Source organism: Streptomyces sp. NPDC003943 (assembly GCF_053605265.1).
Window position 1 is genome coordinate 1 of the sequence record NZ_JBSGIW010000084.1, and the last position, 19,418, is coordinate 19,418.

The 19,418-nt window shown below is 73.0% G+C and carries 17 protein-coding genes and 5 pseudogenes; 13 read left to right on the forward strand and 9 right to left on the reverse strand.

The annotated features are described in order from the left end of the window. The 7 genes and pseudogenes from ACWEV0_RS28165 to ACWEV0_RS28195 form a co-directional block, all read left to right on the forward strand. A partial coding sequence (locus ACWEV0_RS28165; RefSeq protein ID WP_453152353.1) for an oligopeptide/dipeptide ABC transporter ATP-binding protein occupies nucleotides 1-775 on the forward strand: 775 nt, incomplete at its 5' end. Continuing rightward, nucleotides 768-1,463 (forward strand): ABC transporter ATP-binding protein, encoded by a 696-nt coding sequence (locus ACWEV0_RS28170; protein ID WP_453152355.1) that lies wholly within the window; start codon nucleotides 768-770, stop codon nucleotides 1,461-1,463. The genes ACWEV0_RS28165 and ACWEV0_RS28170, both read left to right, overlap by 8 nt. After that, entirely contained in the window at nucleotides 1,460-2,110 is a 651-nt protein-coding gene (locus tag ACWEV0_RS28175; protein ID WP_453152357.1) for a hypothetical protein, read from the forward strand. The genes ACWEV0_RS28170 and ACWEV0_RS28175 overlap by 4 nt, the downstream gene beginning before the upstream one ends. 125 nt (nucleotides 2,111-2,235) lie before the next feature. Then, the gene (locus ACWEV0_RS28180) at nucleotides 2,236-2,430 is read left to right on the forward strand and encodes a hypothetical protein (protein WP_389210149.1); all 195 of its coding nucleotides are present in this window, start codon (nucleotides 2,236-2,238) and stop codon (nucleotides 2,428-2,430) included. 197 nt (nucleotides 2,431-2,627) lie between these two features. After that, nucleotides 2,628-2,942 (forward strand): annotated as a pseudogene (locus tag ACWEV0_RS28185) (hypothetical protein); the annotation flags it as partial. A 20-nt stretch (nucleotides 2,943-2,962) separates the two neighbouring features. Then, nucleotides 2,963-3,136, forward strand: a pseudogene (locus tag ACWEV0_RS28190) (helix-turn-helix domain-containing protein); the annotation flags it as partial. Nucleotides 3,137-3,175: 39 nt separating this feature from the next. Then, nucleotides 3,176-3,298 (forward strand): annotated as a pseudogene (locus ACWEV0_RS28195) (IS630 family transposase); the annotation flags it as partial. 4 nt (nucleotides 3,299-3,302) lie between these two features. Here ACWEV0_RS28195 and ACWEV0_RS28200 read toward each other — a convergent pair. Next, nucleotides 3,303-4,334 (reverse strand): annotated as a pseudogene (locus ACWEV0_RS28200) (PP2C family protein-serine/threonine phosphatase); the annotation flags it as partial. Nucleotides 4,335-5,262: 928 nt separating this feature from the next. Here ACWEV0_RS28200 and ACWEV0_RS28205 point away from each other — a divergent pair. Then, complete coding sequence (locus ACWEV0_RS28205) at nucleotides 5,263-6,594, forward strand: hypothetical protein (RefSeq protein WP_453152359.1); 1,332 nt, start codon at nucleotides 5,263-5,265, stop codon at nucleotides 6,592-6,594. 156 nt (nucleotides 6,595-6,750) lie between these two features. After that, nucleotides 6,751-7,647 carry an alpha/beta fold hydrolase gene (locus tag ACWEV0_RS28210; RefSeq protein ID WP_453152361.1) on the forward strand — a complete coding sequence of 299 codons (897 nt, stop codon included), beginning with the start codon at nucleotides 6,751-6,753 and terminating at the stop codon, nucleotides 7,645-7,647. 289 nt (nucleotides 7,648-7,936) lie between these two features. Here the strand turns inward: ACWEV0_RS28210 and ACWEV0_RS28215 are convergent. Further along, nucleotides 7,937-8,206 (reverse strand): annotated as a pseudogene (locus ACWEV0_RS28215) (amino acid permease C-terminal domain-containing protein); the annotation flags it as partial. Between the two features lie 100 nt (nucleotides 8,207-8,306). Here ACWEV0_RS28215 and ACWEV0_RS28220 point away from each other — a divergent pair. Continuing rightward, on the forward strand, nucleotides 8,307-9,899 hold the full coding sequence (locus tag ACWEV0_RS28220) for a hypothetical protein (RefSeq protein ID WP_453152363.1): 1,593 nt from the start codon (nucleotides 8,307-8,309) through the stop codon (nucleotides 9,897-9,899). Between the two features lie 116 nt (nucleotides 9,900-10,015). Here the strand turns inward: ACWEV0_RS28220 and ACWEV0_RS28225 are convergent, their stop codons facing one another. The 3 genes from ACWEV0_RS28225 to ACWEV0_RS28235 all read right to left on the reverse strand — a co-directional run bounded on the left by ACWEV0_RS28225 (nucleotide 10,016) and on the right by ACWEV0_RS28235 (nucleotide 12,274). Continuing rightward, complete coding sequence (locus ACWEV0_RS28225) at nucleotides 10,016-10,807, reverse strand: VOC family protein (RefSeq protein ID WP_453152365.1); 792 nt, start codon at nucleotides 10,805-10,807, stop codon at nucleotides 10,016-10,018. Nucleotides 10,808-10,935: 128 nt separating this feature from the next. Beyond that, a complete protein-coding gene (locus tag ACWEV0_RS28230; protein WP_453152367.1) occupies nucleotides 10,936-11,826 on the reverse strand; it encodes a hypothetical protein in 891 nt (296 codons plus the stop codon). A 25-nt stretch (nucleotides 11,827-11,851) separates the two neighbouring features. Continuing rightward, the gene (locus ACWEV0_RS28235) at nucleotides 11,852-12,274 is read right to left on the reverse strand and encodes a MerR family transcriptional regulator (protein ID WP_453152368.1); all 423 of its coding nucleotides are present in this window, start codon (nucleotides 12,272-12,274) and stop codon (nucleotides 11,852-11,854) included. Between the two features lie 28 nt (nucleotides 12,275-12,302). Between ACWEV0_RS28235 and ACWEV0_RS28240 the strand changes: the two genes are divergently transcribed. Further along, nucleotides 12,303-13,076, forward strand: a complete 774-nt coding sequence (locus ACWEV0_RS28240) for a methyltransferase domain-containing protein (protein ID WP_453152370.1) — start codon at nucleotides 12,303-12,305, stop codon at nucleotides 13,074-13,076. Here ACWEV0_RS28240 and ACWEV0_RS28245 read toward each other — a convergent pair. From ACWEV0_RS28245 to ACWEV0_RS28255, 3 genes are all read right to left on the reverse strand, one after another. Next, entirely contained in the window at nucleotides 13,061-13,543 is a 483-nt protein-coding gene (locus ACWEV0_RS28245) for a nucleotide triphosphate diphosphatase NUDT15 (RefSeq protein ID WP_453152372.1), read from the reverse strand. The genes ACWEV0_RS28240 and ACWEV0_RS28245 overlap by 16 nt on opposite strands. 162 nt (nucleotides 13,544-13,705) lie before the next feature. Beyond that, entirely contained in the window at nucleotides 13,706-15,076 is a 1,371-nt protein-coding gene (locus tag ACWEV0_RS28250; RefSeq protein WP_453152374.1) for an MBL fold metallo-hydrolase, read from the reverse strand. 60 nt (nucleotides 15,077-15,136) lie between these two features. Then, nucleotides 15,137-16,231 (reverse strand): molybdopterin-dependent oxidoreductase, encoded by a 1,095-nt coding sequence (locus tag ACWEV0_RS28255; protein ID WP_453152376.1) that lies wholly within the window; start codon nucleotides 16,229-16,231, stop codon nucleotides 15,137-15,139. A 361-nt stretch (nucleotides 16,232-16,592) separates the two neighbouring features. Between ACWEV0_RS28255 and ACWEV0_RS28260 the strand changes: the two genes are divergently transcribed. Further along, on the forward strand, nucleotides 16,593-17,174 hold the full coding sequence (locus ACWEV0_RS28260; protein WP_453152378.1) for a Type-2Aa cytolytic delta-endotoxin: 582 nt from the start codon (nucleotides 16,593-16,595) through the stop codon (nucleotides 17,172-17,174). A gap of 97 nt (nucleotides 17,175-17,271) precedes the next feature. Further along, nucleotides 17,272-18,444 (forward strand): alpha-hydroxy-acid oxidizing protein, encoded by a 1,173-nt coding sequence (locus ACWEV0_RS28265; protein ID WP_453152380.1) that lies wholly within the window; start codon nucleotides 17,272-17,274, stop codon nucleotides 18,442-18,444. A gap of 3 nt (nucleotides 18,445-18,447) precedes the next feature. On the opposite strand, the gene ACWEV0_RS28270 is transcribed toward ACWEV0_RS28265, so the two are convergent. Beyond that, on the reverse strand, nucleotides 18,448-19,344 hold the full coding sequence (locus tag ACWEV0_RS28270) for an NAD(P)-dependent oxidoreductase (RefSeq protein WP_453152382.1): 897 nt from the start codon (nucleotides 19,342-19,344) through the stop codon (nucleotides 18,448-18,450). Between the last annotated feature and the right edge of the window lie 74 nt (nucleotides 19,345-19,418).

Consider the following 19,418-nt stretch of genomic DNA (forward strand, 5'->3'; position numbering starts at 1 on the left):
GCCACCGCCTCACCCACCAGGGCCAGGACCCCGAACACGAGCGCGATGCTGCCCAGCAGTGTCAGCGCCACCGCGAGCCGTACGCGGGCGCCGTATCGGGCTCGTACCGCAGAGCCCCGCCGCGCACCTCACGCCCGTGCGGACCGTGCGCGCGCACCTGGAGGAGACCGTGCGGGCCCTGACCGGCACCCCGCGGCGGGAGCGGCGGGCGGCGGCCGAGGCGGCGGCCGAGCGGGCCGCGTTTCCCCTGGGGCACCTCGACCGGTATCCGCACGAACTGTCCGGCGGGCTGGCGCAGCGCGCGGCGACCGCGCTCGCGCTCATCGGGGACGCGCCCGTGCTGCTCGCCGACGAGCCGACCACCGGGCTCGACCGGGAGCTGGTCGACCGGACCGCCGACGAACTGCGCCGGCACGTCGACACGGGCAAGGCGCTGCTGCTCATCACGCACGACCTGGCGGCGGCCCGGCGGGTGGCCGACCGGGTGGCCGTGATGTACGCGGGGCGGATCGTCGAGGTCGCCCCGGCCGCCCGGTTCTTCGGACGGCCCGGCCCCCGGCACCCGTACGCCCGCGGTCTGCTGAACGCCCTGCCGGAGCGGGACTTCACCCCGATACCCGGGCTGCCGCCCGAACTGTCGAGACTGCCCGAGGGCTGCGCGTTCGCACCGCGCTGCGCCCGCGCGACCGGGGCGTGCGCCGTGCGCCCGGACCTCCGGGCGGGCGTCGCCTGCCACCACCCTCACGAGGACAGGGGAGGAGCCGACCGTGCTTGAACTGCGCGCCGTGACCGCCGGATACGCCCGCCGAGCCCCGGTGTTCCGCGCCGCCGGGCTCACCGTCGCGCCCGGCGAGGCCGTCGGGCTGCTCGGCCCCAGCGGCTGCGGCAAGTCCACCCTCGCCCGGGTCGCCGCGCTGCTGCACCGGCCCGACGCGGGCCGGGTGGTGCTCGACGGCACCGAGGTACGGGCCTGGCGGCACCGCGCCCCGCGTGAGCTGCGCACCGCCGTCGGCGTCGTCTTCCAGCAGCCACGCCTCGCCGCCGACCCGCGCCTGCGGCTCGCCGACCTGATCGCCGAACCACTGCGCGCGACCGGTCGCCGCGCCACGATCCCGGAACGCCTCGCCGCCCTCGCCCCCGCCGTCGGCCTCACCGACGACCTGCTCGGCCGCCGCCCCCACGAGGTCAGCGACGGCCAGCTCCAGCGCGCCTGCCTGGCCCGTGCCCTGGTCCTGCGGCCCCGCTGGCTGATCTGCGACGAGATGACCGCGATGCTCGACGCCTCCACCACGGCCGCCCTGGTCGCCGCCGTCGAGACCTACCGGGCCGAGACCGGCGCCGGGCTGCTCGCCGTCGGCCACGACCGGGTGCTCCTGGAGCGCTGGTGCGACCGCACGGTGGACTGGGCCGCCTGCCTGAGCCCTGGTGCGCCCGGAGACGACCGGGAGACAATCGTGGCATGACCAGCCCCTGGACGCCCGTGCCCGACACCCATCCCCTCGGCGGCATGCGCCCCGACCTGGAGGCGGGGGAGTCGATTCTCGGCCATGAACCGGCCGACGGGTACGAGGACCGGTGCTGGGTGCTGCACACGATCCACGACGGGGCGCGGCGCCTGCGCTGGCGCGAGGTCCTGGCCGGCGCGGGCCGGCGCCTGGAGGACTGGCGGCACACGCCCTCGTACCTGGTCCTCGCGGGCATCGACGGCCGCGAGCACCAGGACGGCCCGTCGGCCGGGGAGATCGACCGCGACTGCCTCGGGCGCCTCGTGACGCTCCTCGCCCGGTACAGCGCCGAAGGGCCGGACACCCCGTGCTACGCGGCCCAGGCGGCCATCGAGGACGCCGGCGCGCCCGTCCCGGCCCGGCACGGGCGTCTGGGCGACGCCCTCGCACATCACGACCTCTGCTCGGGCCGGGGCGGCGGCGGATGGGGGCAGTTCCCGGCCAACTGGTGGGCGGTCGACGGCTCCTGGTTCGTCCTGACCGACTGGGACCTGAGCGCCACCGAGGTCTTCGGCAGCGCCGCACTCGTCGCCGCCCTGCTGGCCGACGAGGAGCTGGAGGCCGTCCGCATGCCGAGCATCGCGGAGGTCCTGGCCCGCGCCTGAGGAACGGCCGGGTCCGGAACTTCACCCGGATGGCCGCCCCGCCATGCCGCCGTCCGGATCGTCCGTTCCGTCACACTGTCCGCCGAACGCCGCAATCCCGGTGCGGCGCAAGGAGGGTGAGCGCGATGGCCATTTCGATTTCCGTGGTGCTGCTTCTGCTGATCCTGGCCGTGATCTTTCTCCGCAACGGCGGCCTCAAGTTCTCCCACGCCCTGGTCTGCGCGCTGCTCGGCTTCTTCCTGGCCAGCACCAACATGGCCCCCACGATCCAGAACGGGGTCGCGGCCACGGCGAACGTGGTGTCCAGCTTCCGGCCGTGAGCGGGCGCCGGCACTGCCGCCCACGGATTCGTTTCATGATCGTGAAGTGGGCGTGAAACAGGGGCCGTTGCCATGTACGTCTCACGCGCTCGGGCCTAGCGTCGGCCGCCGGCGCGACCTTCGAACGGACCCGAGGAGCCGCATTGACCACCCGACCCCCCAGGCGGACGGCCCGCGCACTCGCGCTGACCGCCGCGATGGGCGCGACCCTGCTCGCGCTCGCCGGACCGGTCGCCCAGGCCGAGGAGATACCGCTCGCCCCCGGGCACCGGCTGGTGGCGCAGTACGAAGGCGCCCCCGCCACCGCGCGGCCCGTGCCCGGCGAGGCGCCGCCCCAGCACCCGTACCTCGCCCCCAACGGCCGCAGCGGCATGCACGCCGACGCCGCCGGCAGCGCCACCTACCCCTGGTCCGGGCCGCTCGGCCGCGAGCCGCGCGTCACCAGCGAGAAGATCGCCGCGCTCGGCGGCGAGTGCGCCACCGCCACCTTCGACGCCGACGGCCGCCTGATCGCTCCGGTAGCTCCTGGGGAGTGAGATACGCGCAGGGCGGTGGGCTGACCGACACCGAGAGAGCCGCGCGGGAGCGGATCGGGTTGCATGCTGCCGTCCGCTTCGAGATCGGGGGAAGAACCGAGAGGTCGCCGCCGCGCTGCGGGTGAGTGAGCGAGTCGGTGGAGCGGTGGCGGCGGGCCTGGCGCGAGCGCGACCGGCGTCCACCGCTCCGTCCAGGCCCTTGAACGCACATCCGGGCCTGGCTCGCCGACTGGAACGAGCACCCCAGACCGTTCGTCTGGACCAAGACCGCCGACGAGATCCGCGACAAGGTCGCCGCCTACTGCCGACGAATCTCCGACTCAGGTCACTAGACGTTCACAGGCGGACGACGATGAGGGCGCTGTCGTCGGTGAGGCCGGCCGGGGGGACGAGATCCGTCTGCAGCCTGTCGGCGAGCCGGTCCGGGTTCGCGGCGCCATAGCGGGTGATCGATTCGGCGAGCCGGTCGAGTCAGGTGTCGATGTTCTCTCGTCGGCGCTCGACCAGCGCGTCGGTATGGAGGACGAGGACGGAGCCCTCGGCGAAGTCGATGGAGGCCTGCGGACGAGTGGTGTGTTCGGCCCGCGCGCCGAGCGGAGGGTGGCCGGCGCCGCTGTAGGTGAGGGTGCGGGCGGGCCAGTCGATGAACACGGAGGCGGCGGTGGTGGATTCGGCGCCGTCGACGGAGCGGGCGTACAGGCCGAGGTCCTCCAGGGCCTGGGCGGGGCCTTCGGCGACCCGGGAGGCAGCGGACAGGGCGCTGCGGAGCTGGCCCATGACGCCGCCCGCGCGAAGGCCGTGGCCGACGACGTCGCCGACCGCGACGGCCGTTCGGCTGCTGTCGGGCAGGTCGACGAGGTCGTACCAGTCGCCGCACACGTTCAGGGCCCCCACTGCGGGCGGGTAGCGCACCGCGGCGTGGTGATGGCCGAGCGGGCGGGGCGCGGGCAGCATCGCCTCCTGCAGGTGGATCGCGACCTCGCGTTCGCGGGCGTGGGCCTGGCGCAGGCGTTCGTTGACCTCCTGGAGTTCCCGGGCCCGGGTGTACAGCTCGGCCTCGTGGACCTGCGCGCGGTCCCCGTCTGGCCGGCCACCCCGGGCGCGGATGAGTTCGGTGACCTCCTCGACCCGGTGCAGCAGCAGTGCCACGGTGCCGTCAGGCGCCGGAACGGGGACGTTGACCGGGCTCCAGTAGGGCTCCTCCCACACCCCGGGCCGGTCGGGATACTCCACGTCGTAGCGCTGCAGGGCCATGGTGTCGGGCTCCCCGGTGGCCGCGACGCGCCGCAGTGAGGCGTGCAGGTTGCGCATCCCGGTAGCTGAGGGGCCGTGGGGATTGTCGGGAAAGACGTCGAACAGATAGCGGCCGCCCCCGGCAGTGCATGGAAGACCGCTTGGTAGTCGATTCCGGCCCCGCTCACCATCCACCTGCCCACACCACGACGTCCCGATCACGTTCTTCCCTCACGGTAGGCACTGTCGGTGGACCGGCTCGGCGCGGCCGGCCCGGCGTGGGCCGTTTGGCCCCAGGGGAGTACCGGTCCGCCGCCGGCCCGCACTACGAGGCTGGTGAACGCGGCCGGTATGAGCATGTCGATCCAGCCCTCGCCACTCCGCCGGGGCGGGGGCGATGTATGAGCTGCCGGCCGACGGAGGTCACGGCCGCGAAGTGGTCACTCAGAGGGCGCCGTCCCGCCGGCATCCCTTCGTCGGCGAGGCGTCGTCAGACCCGCGCCACAAAGTGATGCGCACCGCGACACACGCCGGAGGTCCACTTCGGACACGGACGGTGCGTGGCAGACTGCGAAGCCGTCGCAGCCCGTCGTCTGTCGAGGACCTGAGGCCTTTCGGCGGATGAGAGAGCTTTGTTATTCCCGACCACACCCTGCCCGCCCATGAGGCCGGATCAGCAGATCAGCAGACCTGCGGCAGCCTTGCCTTTCCCGGCGGCGCGACGGCGCCCGTTGTCGGCCGACCGTCGTCCTGATCTGCGGAATCGGGGCCGAGGACCATGCGAGAACTGCGAAACGAATCGAGGACGGTCGTGAAGAGAACTGAGGACGGAGTGCCTGGAGGGGTCTCCCGCCGGGATGTCTTCAAGGCCTCTGGAGCGGCTCTGGGCGGCCTGGCACTCGGAACCGCCGCGGCGGGTACCGCGGCGGGCGGGGAGCTCCCGGCGACGGGGCAGACGCCCACGATGCAGCAGTGTGACGAGAACGGCTGCAACTACCCTGTGGATCCCCAGTCCACACAGCGGTACAGCTATCCGGCCAGGCTGAAGAAGTTCACACCGGACATGCAGACGGATCTCGGCCACGACGAGATGCGCATCACCTTCCTGGGGTCCGCGTTCCCGACGTCGCCGGGGCGCCGTGCCCAGCAGTTGATGAGTATCTTCGTGGAGGTCGGCCCGTGGCTCCCGGACCCCGACGGGGGATTCGGCAGGGCGACGGACTCGTTCGTCTTCGACTGCGGAGCCGGGGTGATCGCGAACTACGGCGCTATGGGGATCTCGCTGGGCAGGATGGACAAGATCTTCCTTTCCCACCTGCACGGCGATCACATGAGCGACCTCACTCCCATCTACTGCTTCGGCCCCGCGTACGACCGCCACTGGCCTCTGTACGTCTGGGGGCAGGGCCGTTCGGGCGTGGAGAACCCGAACGGGAGCCCCAAGTACTACGAGGACGGCCTCAACGACTTCTGCAAGCACTTCCGCGAGGCCATGCGGTGGCACACCGAGGCCTTCAGCTTCCTGCCGACGGGCTTTCCGGGGTACGACATCCCCACCCAGCAGGACTGGAACACCCCGGTACCCCTCCAGCCGGTCGGCGACGACGCCGCCAACGACGCGTACGGGCTCGTCCCCATCGAGCTGGACTGGACGAAAACCGGGCTCGACGCGAACGGGAACCCCGACTACGAGAACATCGCCTACCGCAACAACGGCGTCACCATCACGCACTTCCCGGTGATCCACGACCGGAAGGGCTCGATGGGCTACAAGCTCGAGTGGAACGGCCTGTCCCTGATCTACACGAGCGACACCAGGCCCGAGACGATCAGCATCAAGCAGGCCCACAACGGCGGTAAGGGCGTGGATGTGTTCATCCACGAGATGATCCTTCCGCCGGAGCTCCTCGCGATGAAGAACATGGGCCTCACCTTCCCCGACTACTCGGTTCCAGGCTTCAAGGAGCTCGTCGCGGGGGCAGCGGCGGTCGAAGCGAGCTCGCACACCCCGCAGGGAGCCTTCGGGTATCTGCTGAGCCAGATCGACCCCCGCCCCGACCTCACGGTCATCGCGCACTTCCCCGTGGCCGACGACACCGTCGCCTGCGCCATGAACAGCGTGCGGAACCACTTCCCCCACGGCCGCTACCCGAAGTTCGGCAAGGACATCGTCTGGTCCACCGACCTGATGGTGCTGAAGGTCAAGAAGGGAAGGAACGGCAGGCCGCCCAAGATCGAGCAGCTCATCGGCGAGGTCTCGGACTACACCTACGCGGCGCCAGGCAATGCCTCCTCGCCGCTCAGCCCGCCGAAGTACTCGACTCCCACCGCGCAGCTCGACACGACGAACCTGATCAGGCCCGGCGCGGACACCTACTGCGCAAACGGGTACTGACGCGGTGGTCCAGAGCACCTGGCGGCTCGGCCGCGCGCCGATGGCGTGACCGGCGACTGCGGCCCGGACCACGCCCTGGGCGACGCCCCCGTGCAACCCCGCACCTGCCGACGGGAGATCGACTGTCTGCGTAGTCCAACCGCGAGGAGGAGTGAGGTGCAGGAGTTCGAGACCAGGTCGGTGACTCTTGCGGACGGCCGCCGACTCGCCTACACCGAGTTCGGCGATCCCAGGGGCTGGCCCGTCCTCAATTGCCACGGAGGCCTGATCGGGCGGCTCGACGTCGTCAGCGCGGCAGACGAGGCTCACGCCCTCGGGATCCGTCTCGTCTCGCCGGACAGGCCCGGCGTCGGCCACTCCGATCCCAAGCCGGGCCGGACGACCCGGGATTGGGCCTCGGACGTGGCACAGTTGGCCGACGCGCTCGGGATCGAGCGCTTCTCCGTCTATGGCTGCTCGATGGGAGGCCAGTACGCGCTTGCGTGTGCGGCGGTCCTGGGTACGAGGGTGGAGCGGGTCGCGTTCGCCTCCGGGGCGGTGCCGTTGGACGACCCGGACGCTCTCGCCGAGCTGAACCGCGGCGATCGTGCACTGACCTGGCTGGCGCGGAGGGCTTCGCCGGTGGCAGGTGGCCTCTTCGCCGTCAGTGGACAGCTTTCCCGCTGGATGCCGCGCCTCACCATGGGAATGACGGCGCGTCTCTTCGCTGCCCCGGACCGGGAGGCGATCGGCAGGATGGGTAGCGCGTTCGCGCACGCCACTGCCGACGCGATGCGGCAGCCTCGTGGGATGGTCGAGGAGTACCGGGCGTGGGCGCGGCCCTGGGGCTTTCGGCCCGAGGGTGTGGAGGCCCCTGTGGACCTCTGGTTCGGAGTCGAGGACCGGCTCGTTCCAGCGAGCTGGCACGAGCGGCTCGCACGCCGGCTGCCGCACGCGGAGCTGCACGTCATGGACGACTCCGGGCACCTGGTCACCTACGACCGCTGGCGAGAGGTGCTTTCCCGGCTCGACCCGCGTTGGGCTGCACGGCACGCGCGCAAGCCGCCCGAGTAGCCTCCGGAGCGGTCAACGCCCCGATGGCCTGCATCGCCGATCGACACCGACGATGAACAGCACGATGCCTGTCAGCCGGAGCGAACGGGGGTACGGGTCGGGCGCGGCGGCGACATGGCTGACCTGCGCCATGTCTCGACCAGTGGCATCCCATCGGCGCGAAGCGCTTCGACCGGCTGCTTCACCTCGGCGGCTCGCTCCCGCCGGGCGGCTTCGGGGAAGGACGTCACCACAAAGGTGTGCGACGAGCCGCGCGGCGTGAGCGGGGATGGCCATGCAGAGCTTCTCCCTACCGGCGGGCCAACTCCGACCGCCGGTAGGAGTATCCGAAGTACACGCCCAGGCCGATCACGAACCAGACGGCGAAGCGCACCCACGTCTGCCAGCGCAGGAAGGTGATGAGCCACAGCGAGAAGGCGACTCCGATCGCCGGCGCCATCGGTATCCCGGGCGTGCGGAAGGTGCGCGGCAGCTCCGGCTGACGGTGGCGCAGCACGATGACCGCCACGCACACCACGACGAACGCCAGCAGGATGCCGATGTTGGTCAGTTCGGCTGCCGCGGTGAGTGAAACCGGGCGTAATGCCATGTACATTTCATGTACTCGGGCCTAGCGTCGGCCGCCGGCGCGACACACGTCAGGACCCCGAGGAGCCGCTTTGACCACCCCACCGCCCCGCAGACGAGGACGCGCGCTCGCGCTGATCGCCGCCCTCGCGGCGACCGTCCTCGCGGGCTCCGCACCCGTCGCCCAGGCCGAGGAGATACCGCTCGCCCCCGGGCACCGGCTGGTGGCGCAGTACGAGGGCGCGCCCGCCACCGCGCGGCCCGTGCCCGGCGAGGCACCGCCCCAGCACCCGTACCTCGCCCCCAACGGCCGCAGCGGCATGCACGCCGACGCCGCCGGCAGCGCCACCTACCCCTGGTCCGGGCCGCTCGGCCGCGGGCCGCGCGTCACCAGCGAGAAGATCGCCGCGCTCGGCGGTGAGTGCGCCACCGCCACCTTCGACGCCGACGGCCGCCTGATCACCGTCTGCGGCACCTTCAGCGGCTTCCTGCTCAAGCTGCTCGACCCGCGCACCCTGGACACCCTCGCCGAGTACCGGCTGCCGCAGCGCTCCTCCACCGTCGAGGCCGTCACCCGGCTCGACTTCGAGAAGATCTTCAAGGACACCTCCGGCGGCGCCTACTTCTACCTCGACAACCGCGACCGGGTCGTCCTCGCCGACTCCCGGCAGCACGTGCTGCGCATCGCGCACCGCCAGAAGGCGGACGGCGGCTGGGAGTTCGCCGTCGAGGACGACTGGGACCTGACCTCCCTCGTCCCGCACGACTGCGTCAGCTGGACCAATCTCTTCCCCAGCGGCGTCTGCGACCCCGTCACCTCCGTGATGCCCGACTGGCAGGGCCGCATCTGGTGGGTGACCCGCCTCGGCCGGGTCGGCACCGTCGACCCCGCCACCGGCGCGCTGCGCGCGATCCGGCTCGACGGCGAGGAGATCCAGAACTCCTTCTCCGTCGCCGAGGACGGCGTCTCCATCGTCTCCGACCACGCCCTCTACAGCTTCCGCGCCGACGCCGACGGCACGCCGCGGATCCAGTGGCGGCAGACCTACGACCGGGGCACCGGCACCAAGCCCGGTTCCGTGAACCAGGGCTCGGGCACCACCCCCGACCTCTTCGGCCAGGGCGGCGCCCGGTACGTCGCCATCACCGACAACGCCGACGACCGCATGAACGTCCTGGTCTACCGGCGCGGCACCGACGTCGCCGACGCCGACCGGCTCGTCTGCAAGGTCCCGGTCTTCGGCTCCGGCACCTCCACCACCGACAACTCCCTGATCAGCTGGGGCAACAGCCTCGTCGTCGAGAACAACTACGGCTACGAGGACATCACCTCGCTCACCTTCGGCCGCAGCGTCGTCGGCGGCGTCACCCGCGTCGACGTCCGCCCCGACGGCAGCGGCTGCGACACCGTGTGGGAGAGCGACGTCCGCTCGCCGTCCACCGTGCCCAAGCTGTCCACCGCCAACGGCCTGCTCTACTTCTACGAGAAGCGGCCCAACGTCCTCGGCATCGACGCCTGGTACCTGACGGCCGTCGACTTCCGCACCGGCGCCCGCGCCTGGTCCCGGCTCACCGGTACCGGCCCCGCCTACGACAACAACTGGGCGCCCGTCACGATCGGCCCCGACGGCACCGCGTACGTCGGCGTGTTCAACGGCATCGTCGCCGTCCACGACGGCGCCTGACCGGCCCCGCCCGCCCCGCACGGCCCCGTTCCGTGGCCGGACGCACGGATGCCCGGGACCCCCGCGGTCCCGGGCATCCGCATCCCCTGAGGGACCGGGGAGTCACTCCGACCCGGTCACTCCATCTCGGGCATGTCGCCGACCCTCGTCCGCTCGTCGATCACGGCGAACGCCGCACCCTGCGGGTCGATCAGCGCCGCGAAGCGCCCGAACGGGCTGTCCATCGGCCCGAACACCTTCCGCCCGCCGGCGCGCACGGCCACGTCGCATGCCGTGTCACAGTTGTCGACGGCGAAGTAGACCTGGATGTACGCGGGGATCTCCGGCGGGAAGTCCTCCGCGGTCATCACCATCCGGCCGAGCAGCGGGTCGGCGCCGAGGTCGAAGACCCGGTAGTCCATGTCCTTGATCTTCTTCGAGCCGTAGCCGAAGACGGTCGTGTAGAACGCGTCCGCCTTCGCGGGCTCCCGCGTGAACACCTCGGCCCACGCGAAGCCGCCCGTCTCGCCCTGGAGCTCGAAGCCCTCGTGGTCGCCCGCCTGCCAGACGCCGAACACACAGCCCGTCGGATCCTGCGCCAGGCACATGGAGCCGAACGAGCCCACCTGCATCGGCTCCATCAGCAGCGTGCCGCCCGCGCCCTTGATCTTCTCGGCGGTGGCGGCGACGTCCGGCGACGCGAAGTACAGACACCAGGCCGACTTCGCCTCGCCCTCCTGGCCCGGCATCGGCGGGACCACCGCAGCGACCGCCTTGCCGTTCTTGTACGCCTGGGTGTAGTTGCCGAACTCCGAGGCCGCTTCGCCGAAGGTCCAGCCGAGGACGTCGCCGTAGAACTCCTTCGCGCCCTGGACGTCGGTGAACATGGCGTCGGTCCAGCACGGCGTGCCTTCAGCTCGTGAGGCCATGACGATGACTCGCTTCCGATCGATGACGTTTCCCGTCGCTATCGGCCACGCTAATCACGTCCGTCCCACCCCGCTCGGTGACACAACGCGACACCGTCCGCCGGTCGGGTGAACGGGAGCGCGGAAGCTCAGCGGCGGTACTCCCGGGCCTCCGGGAACAGCTCCTTCACCAGCGCCCAGAACACCGGGAAGTCGGGGATGTGCTTCGACTCCCGGGCCCAGCGGCCCGCGCCCGCGGTCCGCACCACCACCAGACCGTCCCCGCGCCACTCGCAGTACCGCACCCGCTCCCACGGCGCCCTCCCCGACGGCAGCCCGATGCCCCGCCCGTCGAGCGCCACCTCGCCGAACGCGACCCGCCCGCCCGCCTCCAGCGTCGTCACCGCCGGCGCCAGCGCCCGGCGCACCGTCTCGTCCAGGACGATCTGGGCCAGCTCCCGGATCTGCGAGTCGGCCGGCCCCGGCACCGACTCCTCGTTCAGGAACCCGCCCACGGTCACCTCGCGCGGCCCTCCGGCGAGCCCGTCGACGAGCAGCCGGTACGCGTAGCGGGTTCCGGTGTATCCGCCGTTGACATACGTACGGGTCACGTCCTGGTGCATCGCCGTGACCGACCCCCAGGGCACGGCCCGGGCGCCCCCGTCCGCGTGCGGGCAGACGAGGCCCCGCTCGTACAGGTACACGTACTCGCCGGGCCGTAACGCCGTCGCGGGCGCGCGCAGCGAGTGCCAGAGCAGCCGGCCGGACAGCCCGAACGGCAGCAGGAGCAGCGGGATCCCGAGCCCGGTACCCACCAGACTCGTGGCGATCGCCGGGAGTGCGAGGGACGCGGCGGCGAGCAGGAGCACCGCGAGCGGCGCCAGAACGGGGCGCCGGCGCCCGGCCCCGGCCGATCCGGCCGGATCCTCGCCGTGCCGCGCCCGGAAGGCCCGCAGATAGACCCCGAGGCCCGCCGCGCGCGCCGCGTCGGTCGCGGCCTCGTCCGGCGGCGGCACGGTCACCCGGTCGCACTCTCCCATGGCGCACCCCCCCGTCCGCATGATGTCAGCGGCCTCCGGCGCGTGCCATCCCCTCCGCGACGACCCGCCGGAAGTCCGGACAGCTCCCGATGTCCGCGTGCTCGCACCCGAGGGCGCACTCCACGAGTTCCAACTGCGCCTGCGCCCGGGCGATCTCCTCCCGCAGGACGGCCGCCCGCGCGCGCAGCACGTCACGGTGACGGGCGGTGGACATGAGCATCGCGCCGATCGCGTCGAGCGAGAGCCCGGCCTCCTTGGCCCGCAGCACCACCGCCGTCCGTACGACGTCCGCCTCCCCGTACACCCGCCGACCCGCCGTGTCCCGGGCCGGACTGAGCAGCCCCATGCTCTCCCAGTGCCGCAGCACGTGCGGGGCGAGACCGAACCGGCCGGCCAGCGCGCCGATGCTCAACCGTGCTTCCTGGCCGGTGAGTTGACTTGACTTCATGTCGACATGAAACGACAGCGTGGCGCCCATGTCCACGACACCCGCGGCCGTACCGCCGCTCCTCGCCCTGCTCGACCGCTTCGACGCCCTGCCGTCGGCCCGACGGCTCCGCGCCCGCACCTATGACCTGCTCGCCGTCCGGCCCCGCGCGCGGGTGCTCGACGTCGGCTGCGGCGCCGGGCGGGCGGTCGCGGAACTGGCCGAGCGGGGCGTACGGGCGGAGGGCGCCGACATCGATCCCGAGGCGGTCGCGCTCGCCCGCGCCCGCCACCCCCGGCTGGTCTTCCACCAGGCCGGTGCGACCGGACTCCCTTACCCTGACGGGTCCTTGGACGGCTACCGGGCCGAGAAGGTCTACCACGAACTCGACGACCCGGCGCGCGCCGCCGCCGAGGCGCACCGGGTGCTCGCGCCCGGCGGGCGGGTGGTCCTGGCCGGCCAGGACTGGGACACCGTCGTCCTCGACTCCGACGCCCCCGAGCTCACCCGCCGCCTCGTCCACGCCCGCGCCGACCGCGTCCCCCAGCCGCGGGTCGCACGCCACCACCGCGCCCTGCTGCTCGACGCCGGCTTCACGGACGTGACGGTCGAGGTCCGCACCGCCGTCTTCACCGGCCCGGAGATGCTCCCGCTCGTCGCCGGCCTCGCCGACTCCGCCACGGCGGCGGGCACGGTGGACCCGGCCGAGGCCCGCGAGTGGCTCGCGGAGCAACGCCACAGGGCCGGCACCGACCGCTTCTTCCTGGCCCTGCCGGTGTTCCTCGCCGCGGCGACCCGGCCGCCGGGTCACGCCACCCTGTAGCGGTGGAACGCCCCTTCCGGCAGATCGAGTTCGGGGCGCCAGAAGCGCAGGGTCTGGGCCGAGGGGACGAAGAGGGGAGCCGGGAGGCGGCCGGGGGAGAACCACTCCCAGTGGTCGATCTTGTCGGGCTCGGCGACGGACGGGGTGCCGGTGTGGGCGTGGACGACCGTCGCGGCCGTCATCCGGGTGAGCGCGGCGGAGCTCTCGGTGTCGAGGATCAGGCCGATCACCGCGACGTCGGACGGGTCCGCGACGAGCGTCGTCTCCTCGGCGAGCTCGCGGGCCGCCGCCTGTTCGATGGACTCGCCCGGGTCGACCTTGCCGCCGGGCAGCTCCCAGACGCCCGAGTGGTGCAGCCCGAGCAGCACCCGCCCGGTCGCGTCGGTCACGATGACGCCCGCCCCGAGGGACGCCTGGGCGGCGGGCGGCTGGGTGTTCCGGTCGGCGGACTCGGCGGCGGGGGCCATGGCGTCTCCTCGTGTGAAGTCGGTACGGTCCCAGCCAACACCACCCCACTGACAACGCGGCGCCGACGACGAGCCCGTACGGCGCGGTGCCGACCTCCACGGAGGCCCCCACGCTCCGGCCGCCCGTGACCCTCCGGGGCATCCGAACGGCTGACCCCGGCGTCAGTGCCCCGGCCGGCCCACCAGGTCTTCCGCGCCGCCGTGTGTCACCGCCCGCACCGGGATGCCCGCCCGGTCCAGCAGGCTCGCCGCCACCGTGGCCCGCCGCCCGCTGCCGCAGAACGTCCAGATCTCCCGGTCCCGCGGCAGGGTCCCGACCCGCGCGGGGAGTTCGGCCAGCGGGATCGCGAGCGTGCCCGGCACCCCGCCCTCCGGGTGCTCCGGGCGCACGTCGAGCGCCCGGGCCTCGCCGTGCCGCAGCCGCCGGGCCAGCTCCGGCGCGTCCGCCGTCGGGAAGGACCGCACCGCCCGGCCCGCAGCCGCCCACGCCTCCGTGCCGCCCGCGAGGACGCCGGCGACGTTCTCGTAGCCGATCCGCAGCAGCTGCACCAGCGCCTCCTCCGCGGCCTCGGCCACCGGCTCGGGGAGCACGAGCACCAGGCGGGTGCCGAACGGGACGACCTCCGCCACCAGGCTCGCGAAGCGGTCGTCCAGCTCCTCGCAGAGCGCCCCCGGCACATGTCCCGCCGCGAACTCCGAGCGCGAGCGCCCGTCCACGATCTGCGCGCCCTCGCCGGCGAGCCCGGCCACCATCGCGGGCGACAGCCGGCGGGGCTCGGGCGGGCCGCCGAGGACGGCGGGGCCGGCGCGGTTGAGCGGCGCCATGTGCCGGTAGTACGCGGGATAGGGCGGCAGTCCCGTGGCGCGCGCCGCGACGAACGCGGCCTCGTCGCGCGGCGTGAGCGCCGGGTTGCCGTGCCGCTCGTCCCCGACCGTCGTCGTGCGGCCCCGGTCCCCGGTCACCGGCGCGGAGGCGCAGGAGCTGCCCGCGCCGTGGGTCGGCAGCACCCGGGTGCCGTCCGGCAGCCCGGCGAGCCGGTGCAGCGAACGGTACTGGGCGCGGGCCAGCTCCTCGGTGTGCGCGGGGCCCGACAGATCGGTGCGGCCGGCGCTGCCGACGAGCAGGCTGCCACCCGTGAACACGGCGTCCGGCGGCCCGGCCGGATCGTCGAGGACGAGATACGCGGTGTGCTCGGCGGTGTGGCCGGGCGTCTCCATCGCCCGCAGGGTGACGTCCCCGACGGTGATCTCGTCGTCCTCGGCCAGCGGAAGGTGCTCGAAGGCGTACGGCGCGCGGGCCGGACCGGCGACGGTGGCCCCGGTCGCCGCACGCACCTCCAGCGCCCCGGAGACGTAGTCGTTGTGGACGTGGGTCTCCAGGGCGTACCGGATGCGCACCCCGCGCCGCTCGCAGCGCTCCATCAGCGCCCAGCTGTCCCGCTGCGGGTCCACGAGGGCGGCCTCGTCGCCGCTGACGAGGAGATAACTGGTGTCACCGAGCGACGCCGTGGTCATGACCTCGATCTCGTGCATGTCCTCACCTCCCGCGGTGCGCACGGCACGCCTCCGGTGGCGTCACGTCCTCCGGTGGCCTCACACCACGACCACCTCGACGGCGGCCACCGGATTGCAGCCGTAGCCGCGGGCGTTCCACGGCGCGTGCCGGGGCTGGGTCTCGCCGTGCGCGTCGGTCGCCCGGGAGAGCAGCCGGTAGCGGCCGGGGGTGCGCGGGGTCCAGCGGAACGACCAGTCGGTCCAGGCGTACGGCCCCGAGGGCGCCGCCAGGTCCGCGTCGTGCCAGCCGTCCGTCGCCTCGGCCGGCTCGTCCTCGTGCACCACCCGTACCTCGACCTGGTGCACCGGAACGCCGCCGCCCGCCCAGGCGTGCCCGCGCACCACGGTCTCCTGGCCGCGCCGCAGGTCCTCGTCCGGCTCGGGCTCGGTGATCAGCGACTTGACCCGCAGCGCGCCGACCGGCCCCTCGGCCCGGCCCTCGGCGTCCACGTACACGTACTCCTCGGCCTGGAACACGCCCGCGAACGGCTCGGTGACCGCCCGTACCCCCGTCAGCCACTTCACGTCCGCCACGGCGAAGTGCCCGGGCACCACCAGGCGCACCGGCGCGCCGTGTTCGCGACTGAGGGGCGCGCCGTCGAGTGCGGTGGCGAGCAGCGTGTCCTGGTGGAGGGCGACGGCGAGCGGGAGGCTGCGTTCGAAGGGGGCGCGGCGGCCCCGTACGGTCCCGGAGTCGGCGCCGGCGAACACGAACTCGACGGCCGCCGCGTCGACCCCGGCCCGCTCGGCGAGCAGCCGGAACGGCACGCCCGCGAAGCGGACGCAGCCGACCGCCCGCTGCCCCCAGGGCAGGCCGGGCGGCTGCGGGACCATCTGCGCGCGTCCGTTGCCCGCGCACTCGACGACCACGTCGAGCTCGGTGTGGGGGAGGGCGGCCAGTTCCCCGTACCCGAGGGTGTACGGGCAGCGCACGGCGCCCTCGAAGCGCAGCCGCCAGTCGGCGGTCCGCAGGGCCGGAACGGTGAAGTGGTCGCGCACGAAGAGGGCGTCGGCGGGGGTGACGGGCGCGGTGAGAGCGGCCGACGGCGTCTGGGCGTTGTACGGGTCGGAGGTCACCGTCTCGGGGGACCAGGCGGTGGCGCCCGGCCCTCGGGGGAGGACGGAGGCGCACATGGTTCCTTCAGGCTGGGTCGCACTTCGGGATGGATCCGCGGAGGGATCCGAGGCTGTACGTACTAATCATGACGAAGGTATTGACTTGGTGCGAATAGGGAGGAAGCTTGTCTATACACCAGACAACCAGAGAGAGCCGCACCCGCTGACGGAGACGTCCGAAGGCCCGCGTGACCCCCGTTCTCGGCTCTGGCCAGGCCCCCGGCAGATCCTGTCGGTGACGCCGCCATCGGTGACGGCCGATGTCCGCGTTACCGGACGAGGATGGCCGGGGACTGTCATGTCCGGGCCCGGTGCCCTGCCCTCCTTCCTCCTGCGGCATACTGACGCCTCCTTTCAACAGATTGTTTAAGGAGGAGTCTTGGCCGGCAGTTTCAAGACGGTCATCGAAGTGGGCCCCGCCCACGTCGCCCAGGCGGAGGGCCTGGCCGGCGCGTTCCAGAAGGCCATCGCGCCCGCCACCGTCAACTACGACTTCGAGCACATCCACGCCGCCGCGGCGGCGGTCCCGGACAGCACCGTCGTGAAGATGGTGCGCGGCTGGGGACTCCAGGAGCAGGCCCCCGTCCTGGTGATGGTGCTCTCCCTCAAGGAGGCGGTCCGCCAGGCCCTGCCGCCCGAGGCGGCGGAGGCGACCTTCTGGGAGACCATCGAGCGCGAACTCGTCGACGCCTTCACGGGCCTCGCCGCCCAGGAGGGCCGGCCGGGACTCTCGTACTACGAGGAGAGCCCCGACCGCACCCGCTACTACCAGGACCTGTTCTTCGCCCTGCAGGACGAGGAGACCGGCGGCTATCTCTATGCCGTCGCCTTCTGCGTCGATGTCACCATCGGCCTCGACAAGGCCCGGGTCGGCGCCCTCGGGATGACCGACACCGTCCCGTTCGCGATCCGGCTCAACGCGATCGTGGTCCGCCAGGAACTGCAGTCCGTCGCCGTCTGACCAGCTGCCGGGCCCGCCGTCCCGGGCCATGGTCAACCGCCCGTACCCGGCGGTAGCGTCGCCCTGCCGCGAAGATCGACGGAGGGCGAGGGACACGATGAACCAGCGGTTCGGCGACTACCAGAACGAGATCTATCTGAACGGCCTCTTCGGCACCCTGCCGAAACTGCCCATGGACTTCGCCGGACTGGAACAGCGCGCCGAGGCCGCCCTCCCGCCGTCCGTCTGGTCCTACGTCGCCGGCGGCGCGGGCGACGAACACACCCAGCGCGCCAACGCCGAGGCGTTCCGGCACTGGGGCCTGGTGCCCCGGATGATGGTCGGCGCGACCGCGCGCGACCTCACGGTCGACCTGTGCGGGATCCCGCTGCCCGGTCCGCTGCTCATGGCGCCCGTCGGCGTCGTCGGCCTGTGCGCCCAGGACGGGCACGGCGACCTCGCCACCGCCCGCGCCGCGGCCCGTACCGGCGTCCCGATGATCGCCTCCACCCTGAGCGTCGACCCGCTGGAGGACGTCGCCGCCGAGTTCGGCGGCACCCCGGGCCTCTTCCAGCTGTACACCCCGACCGACCGCGCCCTCGCCGAGAGCCTGGTGCACCGCGCCGAGGCGGCCGGCTTCCGCGGCATCGTCGTCACCCTCGACACCTGGGTCACCGGCTGGCGCCCCCGCGACCTCGGCACCGCCAACTTCCCGCAGCTCCGCGGCCACTGCCTCGCCAACTACACCTCCGACCCGGTCTTCCGGGCCCGCCTCGCCAAGGCACCCGAGGAGGACCCGCAGGCCGCGGTCCTGGAGTGGACCCGTATCTTCGGCAACCCGCTGACCTGGGACGACCTGCCCTGGCTGCGCTCGCTCACCGATCTGCCGATCCTCCTCAAGGGCATCTGCCACCCCGAGGACGTCCGGCGCGCCCGCGACGGCGGCGCCGACGGGATCTACTGCTCCAACCACGGCGGCCGCCAGGCCAACGGAGGCCTGCCCGCCCTCGACGCCCTGCCGGAGGTGGTCGACGCCGCCGAAGGACTGCCCGTCGTCTTCGACTCCGGCGTCCGCAGCGGCGCCGACGTGGTCAAGGCCCTCGCCCTCGGCGCCACCGCCGTCGCCGTCGGCCGCCCCTACGTCTACGGCCTGGCCCTCGACGGCACCGACGGCATCGTCCACGTCCTGCGCTCGCTGCTCGCCGAGACCGACCTGGTGATGGCCGTGGACGGCTACCCGGCCCTCGCGGACCTGCGGGCGGAGGGCGCGCTGCGCCGGGTCCGGGCATAGGGTTCAGCGCCGGCCGAGGACCTCGGCGATCCGGGAGAAGCCGTCCGCGCCGTGGCCGAGCGCGACCGTGCGGCGGGCCAGACCCTCGGCCGCGCGCATCACGCCCGCGTCGATGCCGTGCGCCTCCGAGGCGTGCACGATGTGCGCCATCGTGGAGACCGCCGAGGTCAGCGGATTGCCCTCGCCGGAGAAACCGCCGTCCTGCACGTCCCCCGCCCACTCCTCGAACAGCGGGGGCAGGATCGCGCCGATGCCCTGGGCGAACGGGGCCAGTTCGCGCGGCGTGATGCCCTCCGCGCCCGCCACGGCGAGGGCGTGCACATAGCCGGCCATCGACGTCCAGAAGATGTCGAGCAGCGCGATGTCGTACGCGGCGGCCCGGCCGATGTCCGCGCCGAGGTGGCTGTGGGTGCCGCCGAGGACGTCGAGCACCGGGCTGTGCGCGCGGTACAGCTCCTCGGGGCCGCTGTGCAGGAACACCGCGTGCGGGGTGCCGATGGTGGGCGTCGGGGTCATGATGGCGCCGTCGAGGTAGGCGATGCCGTGCTCGTCGGCCCAGCGCCCGGTGTCCCGGGCCCGCTCGGGGACGTCGGCGCTCAGGTTGACCAGGGTGCGCCCCTTGAGCGCCGCCGTGACGTCGTCCTGGCGCAGTACGGCGTCCGTGGCGTCGTAGTTGACCAGGCAGACCACGGTCAGCGGGCTCGCGGCGACCGCCTCGGCGGCGTTCGCCGCCCCGGTCGCACCCCGCTCGACCAGCTCGCGGTCCCGGCCCGGCGTACGGTTCCACACCGTCGTGCGCACTCCGGCGGCGACGAACGCGCCGGCCAGCGCCCGGCCCATCGGGCCGAGCCCGAGCACCGTGACGGCGGACCCGGACGCGGGCAGCGGGGAAGAGGACATGACGGAACTCCCTTGTAGATGAGGCAAGGTGTGAGTGGGACAAGGCCGGCCGGACGGCAGGGCCGAGGAAGCGG

What these genes read in the sequence shown, in the direction of transcription:
- ACWEV0_RS28175 (WP_453152357.1), top strand. Translation starts at nt 1,460, where the DNA reads ATGACCAGCCCCTGGACGCCCGTGCCCGACACCCATCCCCTCGGCGGC.
- ACWEV0_RS28180 (WP_389210149.1), top strand. Translation starts at nt 2,236, where the DNA reads ATGGCCATTTCGATTTCCGTGGTGCTGCTTCTGCTGATCCTGGCCGTG.
- ACWEV0_RS28205 (WP_453152359.1), top strand. Translation starts at nt 5,263, where the DNA reads ATGCAGACGGATCTCGGCCACGACGAGATGCGCATCACCTTCCTGGGG.
- ACWEV0_RS28225 (WP_453152365.1), bottom strand. Translation starts at nt 10,807, where the DNA reads ATGGCCTCACGAGCTGAAGGCACGCCGTGCTGGACCGACGCCATGTTC.
- ACWEV0_RS28230 (WP_453152367.1), bottom strand. Translation starts at nt 11,826, where the DNA reads ATGGGAGAGTGCGACCGGGTGACCGTGCCGCCGCCGGACGAGGCCGCG.
- ACWEV0_RS28235 (WP_453152368.1), bottom strand. Translation starts at nt 12,274, where the DNA reads ATGAAGTCAAGTCAACTCACCGGCCAGGAAGCACGGTTGAGCATCGGC.
- ACWEV0_RS28240 (WP_453152370.1), top strand. Translation starts at nt 12,303, where the DNA reads ATGTCCACGACACCCGCGGCCGTACCGCCGCTCCTCGCCCTGCTCGAC.
- ACWEV0_RS28245 (WP_453152372.1), bottom strand. Translation starts at nt 13,543, where the DNA reads ATGGCCCCCGCCGCCGAGTCCGCCGACCGGAACACCCAGCCGCCCGCC.
- ACWEV0_RS28250 (WP_453152374.1), bottom strand. Translation starts at nt 15,076, where the DNA reads ATGCACGAGATCGAGGTCATGACCACGGCGTCGCTCGGTGACACCAGT.
- ACWEV0_RS28255 (WP_453152376.1), bottom strand. Translation starts at nt 16,231, where the DNA reads ATGTGCGCCTCCGTCCTCCCCCGAGGGCCGGGCGCCACCGCCTGGTCC.
- ACWEV0_RS28265 (WP_453152380.1), top strand. Translation starts at nt 17,272, where the DNA reads ATGAACCAGCGGTTCGGCGACTACCAGAACGAGATCTATCTGAACGGC.
- ACWEV0_RS28270 (WP_453152382.1), bottom strand. Translation starts at nt 19,344, where the DNA reads ATGTCCTCTTCCCCGCTGCCCGCGTCCGGGTCCGCCGTCACGGTGCTC.